Genomic DNA, 15,270 nt, shown 5'->3' with positions numbered 1-15,270 from the left:
TATCGGCATGGGCCGAATGCTACGGGAGCCGGCATCGCCACGGCTTGCCAGGGCGGGCCAATCACTGACGCGAACGGGCCGTTCAGAGTGGGTAACCTTGACCCGTATGCCATGATGCCCATTCTTCTACAGTGCCCGGGCCATACTTCAGGGAAGGAAGATGAAACGCAGCGCCGATTATCTGACTACCCAGCGGCCCGTGATCGCGCTGCAGGACGAATATCCCGCCGGCTTCGTCGATCCTTTCCACAGCCATCAGCATACACAGCTGCTGTACGCCTCTGCCGGCGTGATGTCGGTGGTGACCGACCGCACCTCCTTCGTGCTGCCGCCGCAACGCGCCCTATGGCTGCCGGCAGGCACACCGCATGAAGTGTCCTGCCGGGGGCCGGTGTCGCTGCGCACCCTCTATATCGACCCGGCGCGCGACCGACAGCCCGACGGGTGCAGGGTGATCGAGGTGTCGGACTTCCTGCGCGCCCTGATCCTGGAAACCGCCAGCTTTCCACCGGATTATGATCTGGAGGGCCGGGAGGGGCGGATCGTCGCCCTGCTTCTGGACGAGATCGAGCGGATGCCCAACGCGCCATATGAGGTGCGGATGCCCGTGGATGAACGGCTGCTGCGCGTCTGCCGCGCCATCCTGGCCGAACCCGCTGACAACCGTGACCTGGATGATTGGGCGCGGCTGGCGGGAATGAGCCGGCGCACCTTCACCCGCCTGTTCAAGCAGGAAACGGGGATGGGCGTCGCCGTCTGGCGACAGCAGGTACGGCTGATGGAGGCGCTGTCCCTGCTGGCCAGCGGACGGCCAGTGACGCTGGTCGCCTTCGATGTCGGCTACGACAGTCCCAGCGCCTTTACCGCCATGTTCCACCGCACCTTCGGCGTGCCACCCAGCCTGTACCAGATGCGCGAGGGGCCCTGACGGCGGATCAGTTCTGCGTCAGGCCTGCATCGACGATGAAGTTGGCACCGGTGCAGCCGACACTCTCGTCGGATGCCAGGAACAGGGCCATGCGGGCTACATGATCCGCCGTCAGGCGGAATTTCAGGGCCTGCAGGTCAATGAATTGCTGGTTCAGTTCCGGGGTCAGCCAGAGGGCCGCCTGCCGATCGGTCAGGATGGCCCCCGGCACGATGCAGTTCACCCGCACCCCACCCGGCCCATATTCGCGGGCCAGCGTCCGGGTTAGGCCGTTGATGGCGGCCTTTGACGTCGTGTAGCTGACCATGCCGGGCCGCCCACGCATCCAGGAGATGCTGCCCAGCATGATGATCGCCCCGTGCCCGCGCGCCATCATGGCGGGGGCAGCGGCCTGGCTGGCAAAGAACTGATGGTCCAGGTTCAAGGACAGCATGCGGCGCCAGCTTTCGGGTTCCACCTCCCCAACCACCTGCCGGTCATCCTTGCCGGCATTGTTGATCAGGGCATCAATACCGCCGCTGGCCTGTTCAATATCGGCGATGGCGGCGCGCAACGCCGTGATATCGGTGATGTCGCAGGGCACGAAACGGGCGCCGGTACGGTCAGCCATGGCCGCACCAGCATTGGCGTCGATATCGATGAAGCTGACCCGTGCGCCCTGCACCGTGAACGCCTCCACCATCGCCCCACCGATACCGGACGCGCCGCCGGTGATAAGGATGGAACGGCCCTCCAGGCTGTGATAACGCACATTCATGGCAGGCTCTCCGGGTTGCAGGGCGCATTGGGCAGGCCGGGAACATCGACCGGCATAGCGAACAGCGCGCCATCCATCGGCCCCTCAAAGCCGGCGGCGACGCTGGTGACATACAGGGTCTTGGCGTCCGGTCCACCGAAACACGGCATGGTAGGGCAACGGGCCGGGGTACGGTATTCCGCCATCAACCGCCCATCGGGATCATAGCGCTGCACCCGCCCACCCGCATAGAGGGCGGTCCAGTAACAGCCTTCCGCATCCACCGCCGCCCCGTCGGGTCGGCCCCGGTCTGGGGCATCAGGGTCCAACTGTGCAAACAAGCGTCTGTTGGCGACCTGACCGCTGGCCGGATCATAGTCATAGGCATGGATGGCGAAACGTGGCGTGTCGGAATGGTAGAGGGTGCGCCCATCGGGGGAGAAGGCCAGCCCGTTGGAGGTCAACAGGCCGCCGAGCAGCAGACGCAGCCCGCCCCTTTCCAGACGGTAGAGACCGCCGCGCGAACCGGATTTCGGCTCATCAATGGTGCCGATGATCAGGTGCCCTGCCGGGTCGACACGGCCATCATTGAAACGGGTATCGGCGGGATCGGTCGGATTGGGCGCCAGCATCGGCCCCACCGTCCCATCCGCATCCAGCCGATAGATGCCCGTCCGCATCCCGGCGACATAACCGCCACCGGCAAGCGGCACGACACAACCGGGATGTTCGGGAAGCTCCAGGCTGGACAATGCTCCATCGGCAGGGTGATAGCGATGAAGCTGCCGTCCCTGAATATCGACGAAGGACAGGATGCCCGCCCCCCCGTCCCAGACGGGGCATTCCCCCAACCGGGTACGCAGGGGAAGCGCAGGGGTGAATGCACTCATGCCAAAGGCTCCGCATTGATGCGAACGGTCCCGGACAGGCTGGCACCAGGAGCCAGGATGGTCATGGGGGGCAGTTCGGGCTGGTTCAGGGCATTGGCGCCGTGGGTCACCGGCTCCACCGCGAAAAAGTCACGGCCCACCGGGGTATAGACGCGCAACGTGCCAAAAATCCGGTCTGCCCGCAGGCTGACCAGCAGGCCGGGCACTGATCCGGTCATATGGGCGATGCCGGCCCAGCCGGGAAAGTCGCCATCCACGACGCTGTCATCCAGGTGCCGGCCATGGCGGAAATCCGGGTCCGGCGGCATGATGACCTTTTCCGGCAAACCATCGGCCCCACTGCGCCAGTGGGACAGGGACGAAAAGCGCAGCATCGTTCCGGCACCCCGCCGGAAGAAAGGGTGCAGGCCCGCGCCAGCCGGGGCCATGCCTTGACTATCATTGGTCAGGTCCAGACCGATTTCCAGGCTGGCATCGTCCAGCCGGTACGCCATCCGCGCGGTAAAGGGATAGGGCCAGTCGGCCTGCCCAACTGTTGCCGGCTGATATGACAGACGCAGGTGGACATGGGTGTCGGATTGTTCATCCACAACCCATTCACGCTGCCAGCCCAGCCCGTGCAGCGGGTGGTTAATGTCGGGCGTGTTGCGCGGGACGTGGTGCCAGCGACCGGCGAACAGAAAACGACCATCGGCGATACGGTTGGCATAGGGCAGCATGGGATAGCAGGCGGTCCGCCGCACCTGCCCGGTCGCCACGGCATCGGCAGGCGTGGGCCGCATGATATCGGCACCATCACGCGACAGCGACAGCAGCGCACCACCGATGGCGGGCGCCACTTCCGCCCGCATGCCGCCCGCCGCCAGAGTGATGATCGCCGCCATGGTCAGTACGGACCTGTGATGACCGGTACCGCCGGCGCCTGTCCGCGCAGGGTCGCCTGCCATTCAACGGCGCGGCCCGTCATCATGGCGATATCGGATGCGACGGCGACGAAGCTGTAGCCGTAACCAACGAAGCGCCCCACCATCTCCGGGTTGGGCCCGACAATGCCGATCGGCTTGCCCGCCTGTTTGGCCAAGGCTGCGGCTTCGGCGATCTTGGCCTGGACCGCCTCGTGACCGACCTGCCCGATCATGCCCATGGAGGCCGACAGATCGCCCGGCCCCAGGAACAGGGCGTCGACACCGGGCACGGCGGCGATCTCCGACACACGGGAGACGGCACCTGGCGTTTCCAGTTGCACGATGACCGCTACCTCGTCATTGGCGCGCTTCAGATAGTCGGGCACACGGCCATAGCGTGACCCGCGATGCACCGCCGCCACCCCGCGCACCCCATCGGGCGGATAGCGGGTGTAGGAAACGGCGGTCCGCGCCTCCTCCACAGTCTCCACAAAGGGCAGCATCACGGTGCGGGCACCGGCATCCATCACCCGCTTCACCAGCACCTGATCGTTCCAGGCCAGCCGCACGATAGCTTGCGCCGGCGTGCATTCGATGGCGCGCAGCAGATTGGCCAGATCCGGCATCTCGATGGGCACATGCTCCATATCCACGACCAGGAAGTCGAAGCCGCAATGGCCCATCGCTTCCGCCGTGCTGGGCGCGCCCGACATCAGCCAGGTACCCGTTAGCAGGCGGGACGTATCGGCCAATTGCCGCTTCAGCGGGTTCAGGGGTTCGTGCATCAGGTCCCTCAATAGATCGGCGGTTCCGGCACCGTGGCGGTGCCGGCCAGGAAATCGAAGTCGCAGCCCTGCGGCGCCTGGGTCACATGTGCCTTGTACAGGGCCGCGTAGGAGCGTTCATAGCGGTTCACGGGTGGGGTCCAGGCGGCACGGCGGCGGGCCAGTTCGTCATCGTCCACCAGCATGTCGAGCGTGCCGGCCACGGCATCCAACCGGATCATGTCACCTGTCTGAACCAATGCCAGGGGGCCGCCCACTGCCGCCTCCGGTGCCGCGTGCACGATGCAGGCACCATAGTGGGTGCCCGACATGCGGGCATCGGAAATGCGAACCATGTCGCGCACGCCTTGGGCCAGCAGCTTTTTCGGGATGGGCAGATTGCCCCATTCCGGCATGCCGGGTGCGCCCACCGGCCCGCCATTGCGCAAGATGATGACACTGTCGGCATCGACATCCAAGGCCGGATCATCGATGGCGGCCAGCATCTGCTGATTGCTGTCGAAGACGATGGCCCGGCCTGTATGGCGCAACAGGCGCGGATCGGCGGCAGATGATTTCATTACCGCCCCGTCGGGGCAGAGATTACCGCGCAGCAGCGCCAAGGTGGCCCCGCGTTCCAGCGGCACGACGGGGTTGGACGCGTCGCGGATGACATCATCATCGTAACATTCGGCGTCCGCAATCTCCTGCCCGAGGGTGCGGCCCGTCACCGTCAGGCAATCCAGCGACAGGTGGTCCCGCAGCTTCCACAAGAGCGCCCGCATGCCGCCCGCGAAGAAGAAATCCTCCATCAACGCGTTGCCTGAAGGAAACAGATTGGCGCAGACAGGGATGCGTTTGGCGACGGCGGCCAGATCATCCAGCGACAGTGCCACACCGGCCCGGCCCGCCATTGCCATCATATGCACGGCGGCATTGGTCGATCCGCCCAACGCCATGTAGGCGACCACACCATTCAGGAAGGCAGCGCGGGTCAGGATTTTCTGCGGCGTCAGATCCTCATCCACCATCGCTACAATGCGTTCGCCGCAGAGCGAGGCCATGCGGCGATGGCCGCTATCGACCGCGGGGATGGATGAGGCGCCCGGCAGGGTCATGCCCATGGCGTCGGCGATGCCCGTCATGGTCGATGCCGTACCCATGGTGTTGCAGGTGCCAATGGACCGCGTCATCCGCGATTCCAGGTCGAGCCAATCCGCCGGCGTGATGTTTCCCGCCCGCAGCTCATCCCAATATTTCTTGGTGTGGGTACCCGCCCCCGTCTTGATCCCGCGCCATTGCCCATTGGCCATGGGGCCAGCTGGGCAATAGATGGCCGGCAGCCCTGCACTGATCGCCCCCATCAGCAGCCCCGGCGTGGACTTGTCGCACCCGCCCAGCAGCACCGCCCCGTCAATGGGGTGGGAGCGCAGAAGCTCCTCCACCTCCATGGCCAGGAAGTTGCGGTAGAGCATGGTGGTGGGTTTCACCATCACCTCCCCCACACTCAAGGCCGGCAGTTCCACCGGATAGCCACCGGCCCGCAGCACCCCGCGCTTCACGGCCTCAGCCACATCCCGCAGATGGATGTGACAGGGGCTCATCTCGCTCCAGGTATTCACGATGGCGATCACCGGGCGGTCCATGAACTCTTCCCGCCGCAGCCCCATCTGCTGCGTCCGCTGCCGGTGCGCGAAGCCGCGCATATCGGGAGACGCAAACCAGCGGGCGCTGCGTAAGGGGCGTTTCGGGTCGGATGGCGGGTTGGTCATGTCACCAGCTCTTATATAAGACCAATGACAGATGGGACGCTTTCCAGGGCAAAGTCAATGCGAAAATCGGCGGAATACCGCCATTCCTGAAAATCATCAAAAACCCATCTTGCCAAGCGCCGAACGTTGTGAGCTTATGTGTCTTATATAAGACTTCAACTTCCAACGAACAGTTTCAGCGAACAAGGGGAGGCTCCAAGTGGGCGCACCACATCTTCTGATCCATGACCGGCGCGACAATGTCGGCGTCGTCGTTGTGGAAGGGTTGAAAGCCGGCACCGACATGCTGTGCGTCGTGACCGAGGATAACAGCGAGTTCCGCGCGACCGTGAACCAGGACGTGCAGATCGGACACAAGGTGGCGCTGCGCGATTTCGCAGTCGGCGATACCGTCATCAAGTATGGCGAGGATATCGGCAAGGTGGTGCAGCCCATCGCCAAGGGCGCCCATGTCCATACCCACAATCTGAAAACCAAGCGCTGGTAAGGGAACCCGGATCATGAACTATGCTGATCTGAAGATCTGGGGCTACCGCCGCGAGAATGGCCGCGTCGGCGTGCGCAACCATGTCGCCATCCTGCCGCTGGACGATATTTCCAACGCAGCGTGCGAGGCCGTGGCCGCCCATATCCAGGGTACCATCGCCCTGCCCCATTCCTATGGAAGGTTGCAGTTCGGCGCCGACCTGGACCTGCATTTCCGCACCATCATCGGCACAGGCGCCAATCCCAATGTCGCGGCCTGTATCGTGATCGGGATTGAGGAGGGCTGGACCCAGAAGGTGGTGGACGGCATCGCCGCCACGGGCAAGCCGGTCGCCGGATTCTGGATCGAAGGTAATGGCGATATCGCCACCGTCGCCGCCGCCAGCCGCAAGGCGAAGGAATTCTCGCAATGGGCCTCTGAACTTGTCCGCACCGAATGCCCGCTGTCAGAGGTGTGGGTGGCGGCCAAGTGCGGGGAGAGCGACACGACCACGGGTCTGGCCTCCTGCCCCACCGTCGGCAACATGTATGACAAGATGGTGGAACTGGGCCTTTATGGCTGCTTCGGCGAAACGTCGGAACTGACGGGGGCCGAACATCTGGCCGCCGCCCGCGCCGCCAGCCCGGAAGTGGCCGCCAAATTCATGAAGACCTGGCAATCCTATCAGGATGACGTGATCGAGGCGCACAAGACCTCCGACCTGTCCGACAGCCAGCCAACCAAGGGCAACATCGCCGGCGGCCTGACGACGATCGAGGAAAAGGCCCTGGGCAACCTGGAGAAGATCGGCAAGAAGACCAGCTATATCGACGTGCTGGAACCGGCGGAAGCGCCGGCCAAGGGGCCGGGTCTCTACTTCATGGACACGTCATCCGCCGCTGCTGAATGCTGTACCTTGCAGGCGGCCGCCGGTTATGTCGTCCATTGCTTCCCCACGGGCCAGGGCAATGTCATCGGCAACCCGATCATGCCCGTCATCAAGATCACCGGTAACCCGCGTACCGTCCGGTTGATGAGCGAGCATGTGGACGTGGACGTGTCCGGCATCGTGCGTCGTGATATGACCATCGATCAGGCGGGCGACACCTTGATCGACATGATCGCCCGAACCTCCAACGGTCGCCTGACAGCGGCGGAAGCCCTGGGGCACAAGGAGTTCGTCATGACCAAGCTGTACAGGTCGGCATGAGCACGGTCACGCTCAGCCTGGAAGAAGCACACCTTCTGGCCATGGGGGCGCTGGTCAAGGCCGGCGTCGCCCCGGCCAGTGCGGCGGCCACGGCCTCCGCACTGGTGGCGGCGGAGGTGGATGGACAGGCCGGGCACGGCATGTCCCGCGTACCCTCCTACACGCTGCATGCGCGGGCCGGAAAGGTGGATGGCAATGCCGTGCCTGCCGCCGTCACGGCGGGGGAAGCTGGGGTCCGCATTGATGCGGGCCATGGTTTCGCCTATCCCGCCGTGGATCTGGCCATTGAACGGCTGTTGACGCTGGTGGCGAGGACCGGCGTCGCGGCGGCCGCCATCCACCGGTCCCACCATTTCGGACAGGCGGGGCGGCATGTCGAACGGTTGGCCGAACAGGGGCTGGTAGCCTTCGCGTTTGCGAATACACCGGCGGCCATGGCCCTGCCGGGCGGGCGGCGGTCGCTGATGGGTACTAACCCCATCGCCTTTGCCGCGCCCCTGCCGGGCCGCGCGCCGCTGGTCATCGACATGGCCCTGTCGGTGGCGGCACGCGGCAAGATCATGGCGGCGTCGAAGGCCGGCAAACCCATCCCCGAAGGCTGGGCCCTGGATGCCGATGGCAACCCGACCACGGATGCCAACGCGGCGCTGGGTGGCTCGCTTCTGCCCATCGGCGGTGCCAAGGGTGCCGCCCTGGCCTTGATGATCGAAGTGATCTGTGCGGCGTTGGTCGGCGGCAATTTCGGCTGGAACGCCAGCGGATTCTTTGATGGTCATGGCGGCCCGCCGGACCTGGGGCAGTTGTTGATCGTGCTGGACCCAGCCCGTTTCGGTGGTGACGGCTATGCCGACCAAATGGCGCACCTGCTGCTGACGGTGGCCGGTGAGGCTCCGGCTCGGTTGCCGGGCGACAGAAGGCTGGCACTGCGACGGAAGGCGGCGGCAGACGGGGTGACCATCCCGGCGGCCCTGCATGCGGAGATTTTGGGATTAGTCTAATAGAAAGCCGCTTCCCGTCATCCCGGCGAAAGCCGGGATCCAGGGGCGGCCAAGACCACGACAGAGTTTGCGTCGCACAACGCGGCTTCGAAGTTGGGCCTGTAGCCCCTGGGCCCCGGCTTTCGCCGGGATGACGAAGGGCGTGCGCCGGCCATTTGACAGCCAAATGAGAGGCAAAGATGCCCGACATCGTCATTACCGAATTCATGGACGAAGATGCCATCGCCAATGTCCTGGCGGGCCGCGACGTTCTTTATGATCCCAAGCTGGTGGATCAGCCCGAAAGGCTGGCCGCCGCGCTGGTCACCGCCCGTGCTCTGGTGGTGCGCAACCGCACACAGGTGCGCCAGGCGTTGCTGGATCAGGCGCCCAAGCTGAAGGTGGTTGGGCGGCTGGGCGTGGGGCTGGACAATATCGACATGGCAGCCTGTGCCGCCCGCCAGATCATTGTCCGACCCGCGACGGGCGCCAATGATCTGGCGGTGGCCGAATATGTGATCACGGCAGCCCTGATGCTGCTGCGCCGGGCCTGGTTCGCCTCTGCCCGCGTGGCGACGGGCGAATGGCCGCGCACCGACCTGATGGGACGGGAAGCGGCGGGCAAGCGGCTGGGGCTGGTCGGCTATGGCGCCATCGCCCGGCTGACGGCGCAGAAGGCCCGCGCCCTGGGCTTTTCCGTCGCTGCCTATGACCCGCATCTTCCGGAAAAGCATCCGGCCTGGGTGCAGGTGGAACGGCAGTCCCTGGAAACCCTGCTGACCACCGCCGATGTGGTCAGCCTGCATGTGCCCCTGACCCCGTCCACCACCAATATTATCAACGAGGCCGCTCTGGCGCGCATGAAGAACGATGCGATCCTGATTAATGCCGCGCGCGGCGGCGTGGTGGATGAAGCGGCCCTGTGCGCCGCGCTGATGGCCGGAAAGCTCGGCGGGGCCGCCCTGGACGTATTCGCGACCGAACCGGTGACGGCGGCGTCGGGTGCGATGTTCAAGGATGTGCCCAACCTGATCCTCACCCCCCATATTGCCGGCGTCTCCGATGAAAGCAATGCGCGCGTCAGTGAAGTGACGGCGCGTGCGGTGCTGGAGGAGTTGGGGGCATGAGCCTTGCCACCGCCCCGGCCCCCGCCAACCGGCTGGAATGGGCGCGGGGCGTCCTGCCCGGCCTGATCGCCACCATCGTCGTGGCGTTGGCGGCGACATACCTGTCCGACCATTACAACGCCCCATCGATGGTCTTTGCCCTGCTGCTGGGCATGGCGCTGAACACCTTGCCGGGGGAACCACGCTATGCGCCCGGCATTGCCCTATCGGCCCGCACCTTGCTGCGCCTGTCGGTGGCGATGCTGGGCCTGCGCATCACCTTTGCACAGGTGGGCGACCTGGGCTGGTCCACGGCGGCCATGGTGGTCTGCGCTGTGCCGCTGACCATCGGTTTCGGCTGGGTCCTGTCGAAACTGACAGGGGTTGGTGGCCGGTTCGGCGTGCTGTCGGGCGGGGCCGTGGGCATCTGCGGCGCGTCGGCCGCCATGGCCATTGCCGCCGCCTGGCCCCGCCGGGATAGCGAGCGCGATACCGTCGTCATCATCGCCTGCATCACCAGCCTGTCGACCATGGCCATGCTGGCCTATCCGGCCATCGGCGGCTGGCTGGGACTGGATGCGGTACAGGCAGGCCGGTTCTTCGGTGGCTCCATCCATGATGTGGCGCAGGTCGTTGGGGCCGGATACAGCCAGTCACCCCAGGCCGGCGATACGGCCACGGTGGTCAAATTGATGCGGGTCGCCATGCTTCTGCCCGTCGTCATTGCCATCACCCTACTGGCCGCCCGCCGGCGCACCGCCAATGATGGCGAGGCCAAGGTGACGCCCCTGCCCGGCTTTCTGATCGGCTTCGTTGTGCTGGCCTTCTTAAATGGCATGGGCTGGGTGCCCGCACCGGTTACGTCGGTCCTGACGGAGCTGTCGCGCTGGCTGCTGCTGATTTCTGTCGCGGCGCTGGGCATGAAGACATCAGCCAAGGACATCATGGAGGTGGGGCGCGCCGCCATTGCCATGGTCGTGGCAGAAACCGCCTTCATCGCCCTGTTCGTGCTGGGCTGGATCGAACTGATCGGCTGAATTCTGAAACATAATAAATAAAAATCATCGGGAGGCAGAAACGTGCAGCAGAGCCAACAGGCCGGGGCCCCGCCCGTCAGTGACGGGTATCGACGCTACGCGCTTTGGGTGCTGCTGATCATCTATATCCTGAATTTTCTGGACCGGCAGATCGTCGCCATCCTGGCGGAACCCATCCGCCAGGAACTGCATCTGGCTGACTGGCAGCTGGGCGTGATGACGGGGCTGGCTTTCGCCCTGTTCTATACGTTCCTGGGCATTCCCATCGCGCGGGTCGCTGAACGCGGCAACCGGCCCCTGATCATCGCGGCGGCGGTAGGAACGTGGAGCGGTTTCACCATGCTCTGCGGTTTCGCGCAGAACTTCGTACAGCTGGTGCTGTGCCGCGTCGGCGTCGGGGTGGGAGAAGCCGGATGCACCCCACCCGCCCATTCCCTGATCAGCGATTATACGCAGCGTGAACGCCGCGCGTCAGCCCTGGCCTTCTATTCGCTGGGCACGCCGCTGGGCGGGCTGCTCGGGATGGTGCTGGGCGGGTTGATCGGCGATGCCTGGGGCTGGCGCACAGCCTTTCTGGTGGCCGGCGCGCCGGGCATCCTGATGGCGATTGTCGCCGCCCTGACCTTGCGTGAACCGCGCCGGCAGATGCTGGCCGCCGACCTTGCCGCCCGGCGGGCAACGGCACCCAGCCTGCGCGAGGCGCTGGTCGAACTGAAGGCTAAGCGCGCCTTCTGGCTGATCGCCTTCGGGGCTGCCATCAAGGCCTTCATCGGCTATGGCGCCGCCTCCTTTCTGGCTCCCTTCTTCTTCCGCAATCATTCCGAAAGCCTGACCGACATGGCCGATGGTTTCGGGCTGGGTGTGGCAGGTTTTCTGGGCGTGGCCCTTGGCCTTATCCTGGGCCTGACCGGTGCTGTGGGCACCTGGCTGGGCGGATATCTGGCGGACAAGCATGGGGCCAAGGACCTGCGGGCCTATATGTCCATTCCTGCCGTGTCGACGGCCCTGGGCATCCCCTTCTATATGGTCGGCCTGACGGTGGAGGATACGACCCTGGCCCTTATCATGCTGGCCTTCCCGCCCGTGTTGAACACGCTGTGGTACGGGCCGGGCTATGCGGCGGTGCAGGGGCTGGTGCGGCCACAGACGCGGGCGACCGCCACGGCGGTACTGTTGTTGATCATCAATCTTGTCGGGTTGGGACTGGGCCCTCTCGGTGTAGGCGCCGTGTCGGACCTGTTGAGTGGGCCGATGGGCCTGGGCAAGGCGGAGGGCGTGCGCTGGTCGCTGGTGATCTTCACCCTGTTCGGCTTTCTGGCCTCCACCTTGTTCTGGATGGCACGCAAGACCTTGCGGGAAGAGACGGTAAGTTGAGCGTATAAGGGACAGGCAAAGGGGAGGAACGACCATGACCGACCATATCCTGGCCATTGACCAGGGGACGACGGGAACGACAGTCATCATCTTTGACCGCGAAACGCACATTGTTGGCCGTGCTTATGCGGAGTTCACGCAGTTCTATCCGCAGGCGGGCTGGGTGGAGCATGATGCGGCGGAGATCTGGCGGGTGACGCTGGATACGGCGGGCCGGGCGCTGGCTTCCGCCGGCCTGTCGGCGCGGGACCTTCGCGGAATCGGCATCACAAACCAGCGCGAGACGGTACTGGCCTGGAACCGGCATACGGGCGAACCGGTGCACCGCGCCATTGTCTGGCAGGATCGGCGGACGGCGGCGTTCTGCGACGATCTGCGGTCGCGCACGGGCGTGAAGGAGATGGTGCGCGCCAAGACCGGCCTGGTCATCGATCCCTATTTCTCCGGCACCAAGCTGCGCTGGCTGCTGGAGCATGTGCCGGGCCTGCGGGCGGGGGCGGAGAACGGTGACATCCTGTTCGGCACCATCGACAGCTGGCTGATCTGGAACCTGACGGGCGGGGCCGCCCATGTCACCGACCCGTCAAACGCCGCGCGGACCCAGCTTTACGATATCCATGCCGGCGTTTGGGATGATGAACTGCTTTCCCTGATGGATGTGCCGGCGCGGGGATTGCCGGAGGTGCGGTCATCGTCGGCGGTGCTGGGCCATACTACGCCCCACGGTTTCCTGGGGGCCGGCGGCATTCCCATCGCGGGCGTGGCGGGGGATCAGCAGGCGGCCCTGTTCGGTCAGGCCTGTCATGGGCCGGGACTGGCCAAGAACACCTATGGCACCGGGTCCTTCCTGTTGATGCATACCGGTCGCAGCACGCTGCGCGATCCCGGCCCGCTTTTATCCACGGTGGCCTGGCGCATTGGGGATCAGCCGCTGGAATATGCGCTGGAGGGGGCGATCTTTGTCACGGGTGCTGCCGTGCAATGGCTGCGCGACGGGTTGGGCCTGATCGCGGCGGCGGCGGAGACAGAGGAACTGGCCCGCTCCATCACGGATAATGACGGGGTCTATTTCGTGCCGGCCTTGACGGGCCTGGGTGCGCCGCATTGGGACCCGTATGCCCGGGGGCTTATCGCCGGCTTGACGCGGGGCACGGGCCGGGCGCATCTGGCGCGGGCAGCGCTGGAGGCCATGGCCTATCAGACCCGCGATGTCACCCGCGCCATCGAGGCGCAGACGGGCATCGCGCTGACCGAACTGCGCGCCGATGGCGGGGCCGTGGGCAACAGTTTCCTGATGCAGTTCCAGGCCGACCTGCTGGGCGTGCCGGTGGAGGTGCCGCGCGTGTCGGAGACGACGGCCCTGGGCGCCGCCTATCTGGCCGGGCTGGCCACGGGCCTGTGGCAGGACCGCGACGAAATCCGCGCCACCTGGAAACTCGCCCGCCGGTTCGAGCCGGGGATGAGCGCCGCAAAGCGCGAGCGGCTTTACACGCAATGGACAATGGCCGTGGAGAAATCACGCGGATGGGCGGTATGAACATGGGATTGAACCGGGCAAGCGGGATCGCTGCCCTGGCCGCTGGTGGTGTCTGGGATCTGGTGATCATCGGCGGCGGGGCCACGGGCCTGGGCACGGCGCTGGACGCGGCGGCGCGCGGATATCGCACGCTTCTCCTGGAAGGGCATGATTTCGCCAAGGGCACCTCGTCGCGCGCCACCAAGCTGGTGCATGGCGGGGTGCGCTATCTGGCGCAGGGCAATATCCCCCTGGTCCGCCACGCCCTGCATGAACGCGGGCGGCTGCTGGCCAATGCGCCGCAGGTGACGCGGCGGCAAGGGTTCGTAGTGCCCTGCTATCGCTGGTGGGACATGGCGTTCTATGGCGCGGGCCTGTTCGCCTATGACCTGCTGGCCGGCAAGCTGGGACTGGGCCGCTCGCGCCTGCTGTCGCGGGCCGAGGTGATGCGGCGGCTGCCGACGGTCAAGACAGAGGGTCTGGTGGGCGGCATCCATTATTATGATGGGCAGTTTGATGACAGCCGCCTGGCCATCACCATCGCGGCCAGTGCCGCCGACCATGGCGCCACCCTGCTGAACTATGTCCGCGTCACGGGTCTGCTGAAAGAAGATGGCCGCATCGCGGGTATCACGGCCCGCGACATGGAGACCGGCAGCGATTACCGCATCCAGGCGAAAGCGGTGGTGAATGCCGCCGGGATTTTCATGGATGATATCCGGCATATGGACCGGCCCGATCTGGCCGAGGGTCTGTCGCTGAGCCAGGGTATCCATCTGGTGCTGGACCCCGGTTTCCTGGCCAGCGATGACGCCATCCTGATCCCCAAAACCGATGATGGCCGCGTGCTGTTCGTGCTGCCCTGGTTGGGCCGGACGGTGATCGGCACCACCGACACGCCGATCCCGACGGCCAGCATGGAACCGCGCGCGCAGGAGGCGGAAATCCAGTTCCTGTTGGACCATGCTGCCCATTACCTGACCCGCGCGCCGGCCCGATCGGATGTGCTGTCGGTCTTTACCGGCATCCGCCCGCTGGTGAAGGTGAAGGGTGCCTCGGGCACGTCGGCGGTACCGCGCGATCATGTGCTGATGGTATCAGACAGCGGCCTTGTCACCATCACGGGCGGCAAATGGACCACCTATCGCGAGATGGCGGAACAGACGGTCGATGCAGCCCTGCGTGTAGGCGGTTTTACGCCGACGCCCAGCCCGACCAGGGAGTTGCGCCTGCATGGCTGGACCCCGCGCGATGGCATCGACGGCACCGACCCGTTGGCCGCCTATGGCGCTGATGCGCCCAAGGTGCGAGCTGTTCTGGCCGAACAGCCGGGATGGACAGCGCCGATGCATCCCGACCTGCCCTATGCCCTGGGTGAAGCCGCATACGCCGCCCGTCACCTGATGGCGCGTACGGTCGAAGATGTCCTGTCGCGGCGCACCCGCGCTCTTCTACTGAACGCCCAAGCCGCCGTCGCCGCCGCCCCCGCAGTCGCACAGCTGTTGGCCACCGAACTGGGCCGCGACGCCAAATGGATTGACGCGCAGGTCGCAGAATTTACGAAGCTGGCGGGCATTTATCGGGTGTAG

At 65.4% G+C, this 15,270-nt stretch carries 14 protein-coding genes; 9 read left to right on the top strand and 5 right to left on the bottom strand.

Features of this window, described 5'->3' with window-relative positions:
- Positions 1 to 160 precede the first annotated feature (160 nt).
- Positions 161 to 928, top strand: coding sequence for an AraC family transcriptional regulator (locus C0V82_RS01535; RefSeq protein ID WP_102110828.1), 768 nt, complete (start codon positions 161 to 163; stop codon positions 926 to 928).
- 7 nt (positions 929 to 935) lie between these two features.
- Here C0V82_RS01535 and C0V82_RS01530 read toward each other — a convergent pair whose 3' ends face one another.
- Genes C0V82_RS01530 through araD form a run of 5 tightly spaced genes read right to left on the bottom strand, consistent with a single transcriptional unit; the run spans position 936 to position 5,995 of the window.
- A complete protein-coding gene (locus C0V82_RS01530) occupies positions 936 to 1,685 on the bottom strand; it encodes an SDR family NAD(P)-dependent oxidoreductase (RefSeq protein WP_102110827.1) in 750 nt (249 codons plus the stop codon).
- Positions 1,682 to 2,554 (bottom strand): SMP-30/gluconolactonase/LRE family protein, encoded by an 873-nt coding sequence (locus C0V82_RS01525; RefSeq protein WP_102110826.1) that lies wholly within the window; start codon positions 2,552 to 2,554, stop codon positions 1,682 to 1,684. Before C0V82_RS01525 ends, C0V82_RS01530 begins: the two co-directional genes overlap by 4 nt.
- Positions 2,551 to 3,438, bottom strand: a complete 888-nt coding sequence (locus C0V82_RS01520; RefSeq protein WP_158659656.1) for an aldose 1-epimerase — start codon at positions 3,436 to 3,438, stop codon at positions 2,551 to 2,553. The genes C0V82_RS01525 and C0V82_RS01520 overlap by 4 nt, the downstream gene beginning before the upstream one ends.
- 2 nt (positions 3,439 to 3,440) lie before the next feature.
- Entirely contained in the window at positions 3,441 to 4,244 is an 804-nt protein-coding gene (locus C0V82_RS01515; protein WP_102110824.1) for an HpcH/HpaI aldolase family protein, read from the bottom strand.
- A gap of 8 nt (positions 4,245 to 4,252) precedes the next feature.
- Complete coding sequence (araD, locus tag C0V82_RS01510; RefSeq protein WP_102110823.1) at positions 4,253 to 5,995, bottom strand: L-arabinonate dehydratase; 1,743 nt, start codon at positions 5,993 to 5,995, stop codon at positions 4,253 to 4,255.
- A gap of 199 nt (positions 5,996 to 6,194) precedes the next feature.
- Here araD and C0V82_RS01505 point away from each other — a divergent pair, with 199 nt between their 5' ends.
- From C0V82_RS01505 to C0V82_RS01470, 8 genes are all read left to right on the top strand, one after another.
- Positions 6,195 to 6,482 (top strand): UxaA family hydrolase, encoded by a 288-nt coding sequence (locus C0V82_RS01505; RefSeq protein ID WP_245924123.1) that lies wholly within the window; start codon positions 6,195 to 6,197, stop codon positions 6,480 to 6,482.
- Between the two features lie 13 nt (positions 6,483 to 6,495).
- Positions 6,496 to 7,671 (top strand): UxaA family hydrolase, encoded by a 1,176-nt coding sequence (locus tag C0V82_RS01500; protein WP_102110822.1) that lies wholly within the window; start codon positions 6,496 to 6,498, stop codon positions 7,669 to 7,671.
- Positions 7,668 to 8,669, top strand: a complete 1,002-nt coding sequence (locus C0V82_RS01495) for an Ldh family oxidoreductase (RefSeq protein ID WP_102110821.1) — start codon at positions 7,668 to 7,670, stop codon at positions 8,667 to 8,669. Before C0V82_RS01500 ends, C0V82_RS01495 begins: the two co-directional genes overlap by 4 nt.
- A gap of 179 nt (positions 8,670 to 8,848) precedes the next feature.
- On the top strand, positions 8,849 to 9,775 hold the full coding sequence (locus C0V82_RS01490; RefSeq protein WP_102110820.1) for a hydroxyacid dehydrogenase: 927 nt from the start codon (positions 8,849 to 8,851) through the stop codon (positions 9,773 to 9,775).
- Positions 9,772 to 10,791, top strand: a complete 1,020-nt coding sequence (locus C0V82_RS01485) for a YeiH family protein (protein WP_102110819.1) — start codon at positions 9,772 to 9,774, stop codon at positions 10,789 to 10,791. Before C0V82_RS01490 ends, C0V82_RS01485 begins: the two co-directional genes overlap by 4 nt.
- A 42-nt stretch (positions 10,792 to 10,833) precedes the next feature.
- Positions 10,834 to 12,165 (top strand): spinster family MFS transporter, encoded by a 1,332-nt coding sequence (locus C0V82_RS01480; protein ID WP_102110818.1) that lies wholly within the window; start codon positions 10,834 to 10,836, stop codon positions 12,163 to 12,165.
- Positions 12,166 to 12,199: 34 nt separating this feature from the next.
- Entirely contained in the window at positions 12,200 to 13,702 is a 1,503-nt protein-coding gene (glpK, locus tag C0V82_RS01475; RefSeq protein ID WP_102110817.1) for a glycerol kinase GlpK, read from the top strand.
- Positions 13,699 to 15,270 (top strand): glycerol-3-phosphate dehydrogenase/oxidase, encoded by a 1,572-nt coding sequence (locus C0V82_RS01470; RefSeq protein WP_245924122.1) that lies wholly within the window; start codon positions 13,699 to 13,701, stop codon positions 15,268 to 15,270. Before glpK ends, C0V82_RS01470 begins: the two co-directional genes overlap by 4 nt.

It is taken from the genome of Niveispirillum cyanobacteriorum, assembly GCF_002868735.1.
GTDB lineage: Bacteria > Pseudomonadota > Alphaproteobacteria > Azospirillales > Azospirillaceae > Niveispirillum > Niveispirillum cyanobacteriorum.
The sequence above is the reverse complement of the archived record's forward strand: the minus strand, read 5'-3'. Positions and strand labels throughout refer to the sequence as shown.

What these genes read in the sequence shown, in the direction of transcription:
- C0V82_RS01515 (WP_102110824.1), bottom strand. Translation starts at nt 4,244, where the DNA reads ATGCACGAACCCCTGAACCCGCTGAAGCGGCAATTGGCCGATACGTCC.
- araD (WP_102110823.1), bottom strand. Translation starts at nt 5,995, where the DNA reads ATGACCAACCCGCCATCCGACCCGAAACGCCCCTTACGCAGCGCCCGC.
- C0V82_RS01500 (WP_102110822.1), top strand. Translation starts at nt 6,496, where the DNA reads ATGAACTATGCTGATCTGAAGATCTGGGGCTACCGCCGCGAGAATGGC.
- C0V82_RS01525 (WP_102110826.1), bottom strand. Translation starts at nt 2,554, where the DNA reads ATGAGTGCATTCACCCCTGCGCTTCCCCTGCGTACCCGGTTGGGGGAA.
- C0V82_RS01535 (WP_102110828.1), top strand. Translation starts at nt 161, where the DNA reads ATGAAACGCAGCGCCGATTATCTGACTACCCAGCGGCCCGTGATCGCG.
- glpK (WP_102110817.1), top strand. Translation starts at nt 12,200, where the DNA reads ATGACCGACCATATCCTGGCCATTGACCAGGGGACGACGGGAACGACA.
- C0V82_RS01530 (WP_102110827.1), bottom strand. Translation starts at nt 1,685, where the DNA reads ATGAATGTGCGTTATCACAGCCTGGAGGGCCGTTCCATCCTTATCACC.
- C0V82_RS01495 (WP_102110821.1), top strand. Translation starts at nt 7,668, where the DNA reads ATGAGCACGGTCACGCTCAGCCTGGAAGAAGCACACCTTCTGGCCATG.
- C0V82_RS01485 (WP_102110819.1), top strand. Translation starts at nt 9,772, where the DNA reads ATGAGCCTTGCCACCGCCCCGGCCCCCGCCAACCGGCTGGAATGGGCG.
- C0V82_RS01490 (WP_102110820.1), top strand. Translation starts at nt 8,849, where the DNA reads ATGCCCGACATCGTCATTACCGAATTCATGGACGAAGATGCCATCGCC.
- C0V82_RS01470 (WP_245924122.1), top strand. Translation starts at nt 13,699, where the DNA reads ATGAACATGGGATTGAACCGGGCAAGCGGGATCGCTGCCCTGGCCGCT.
- C0V82_RS01520 (WP_158659656.1), bottom strand. Translation starts at nt 3,438, where the DNA reads ATGGCGGCGATCATCACTCTGGCGGCGGGCGGCATGCGGGCGGAAGTG.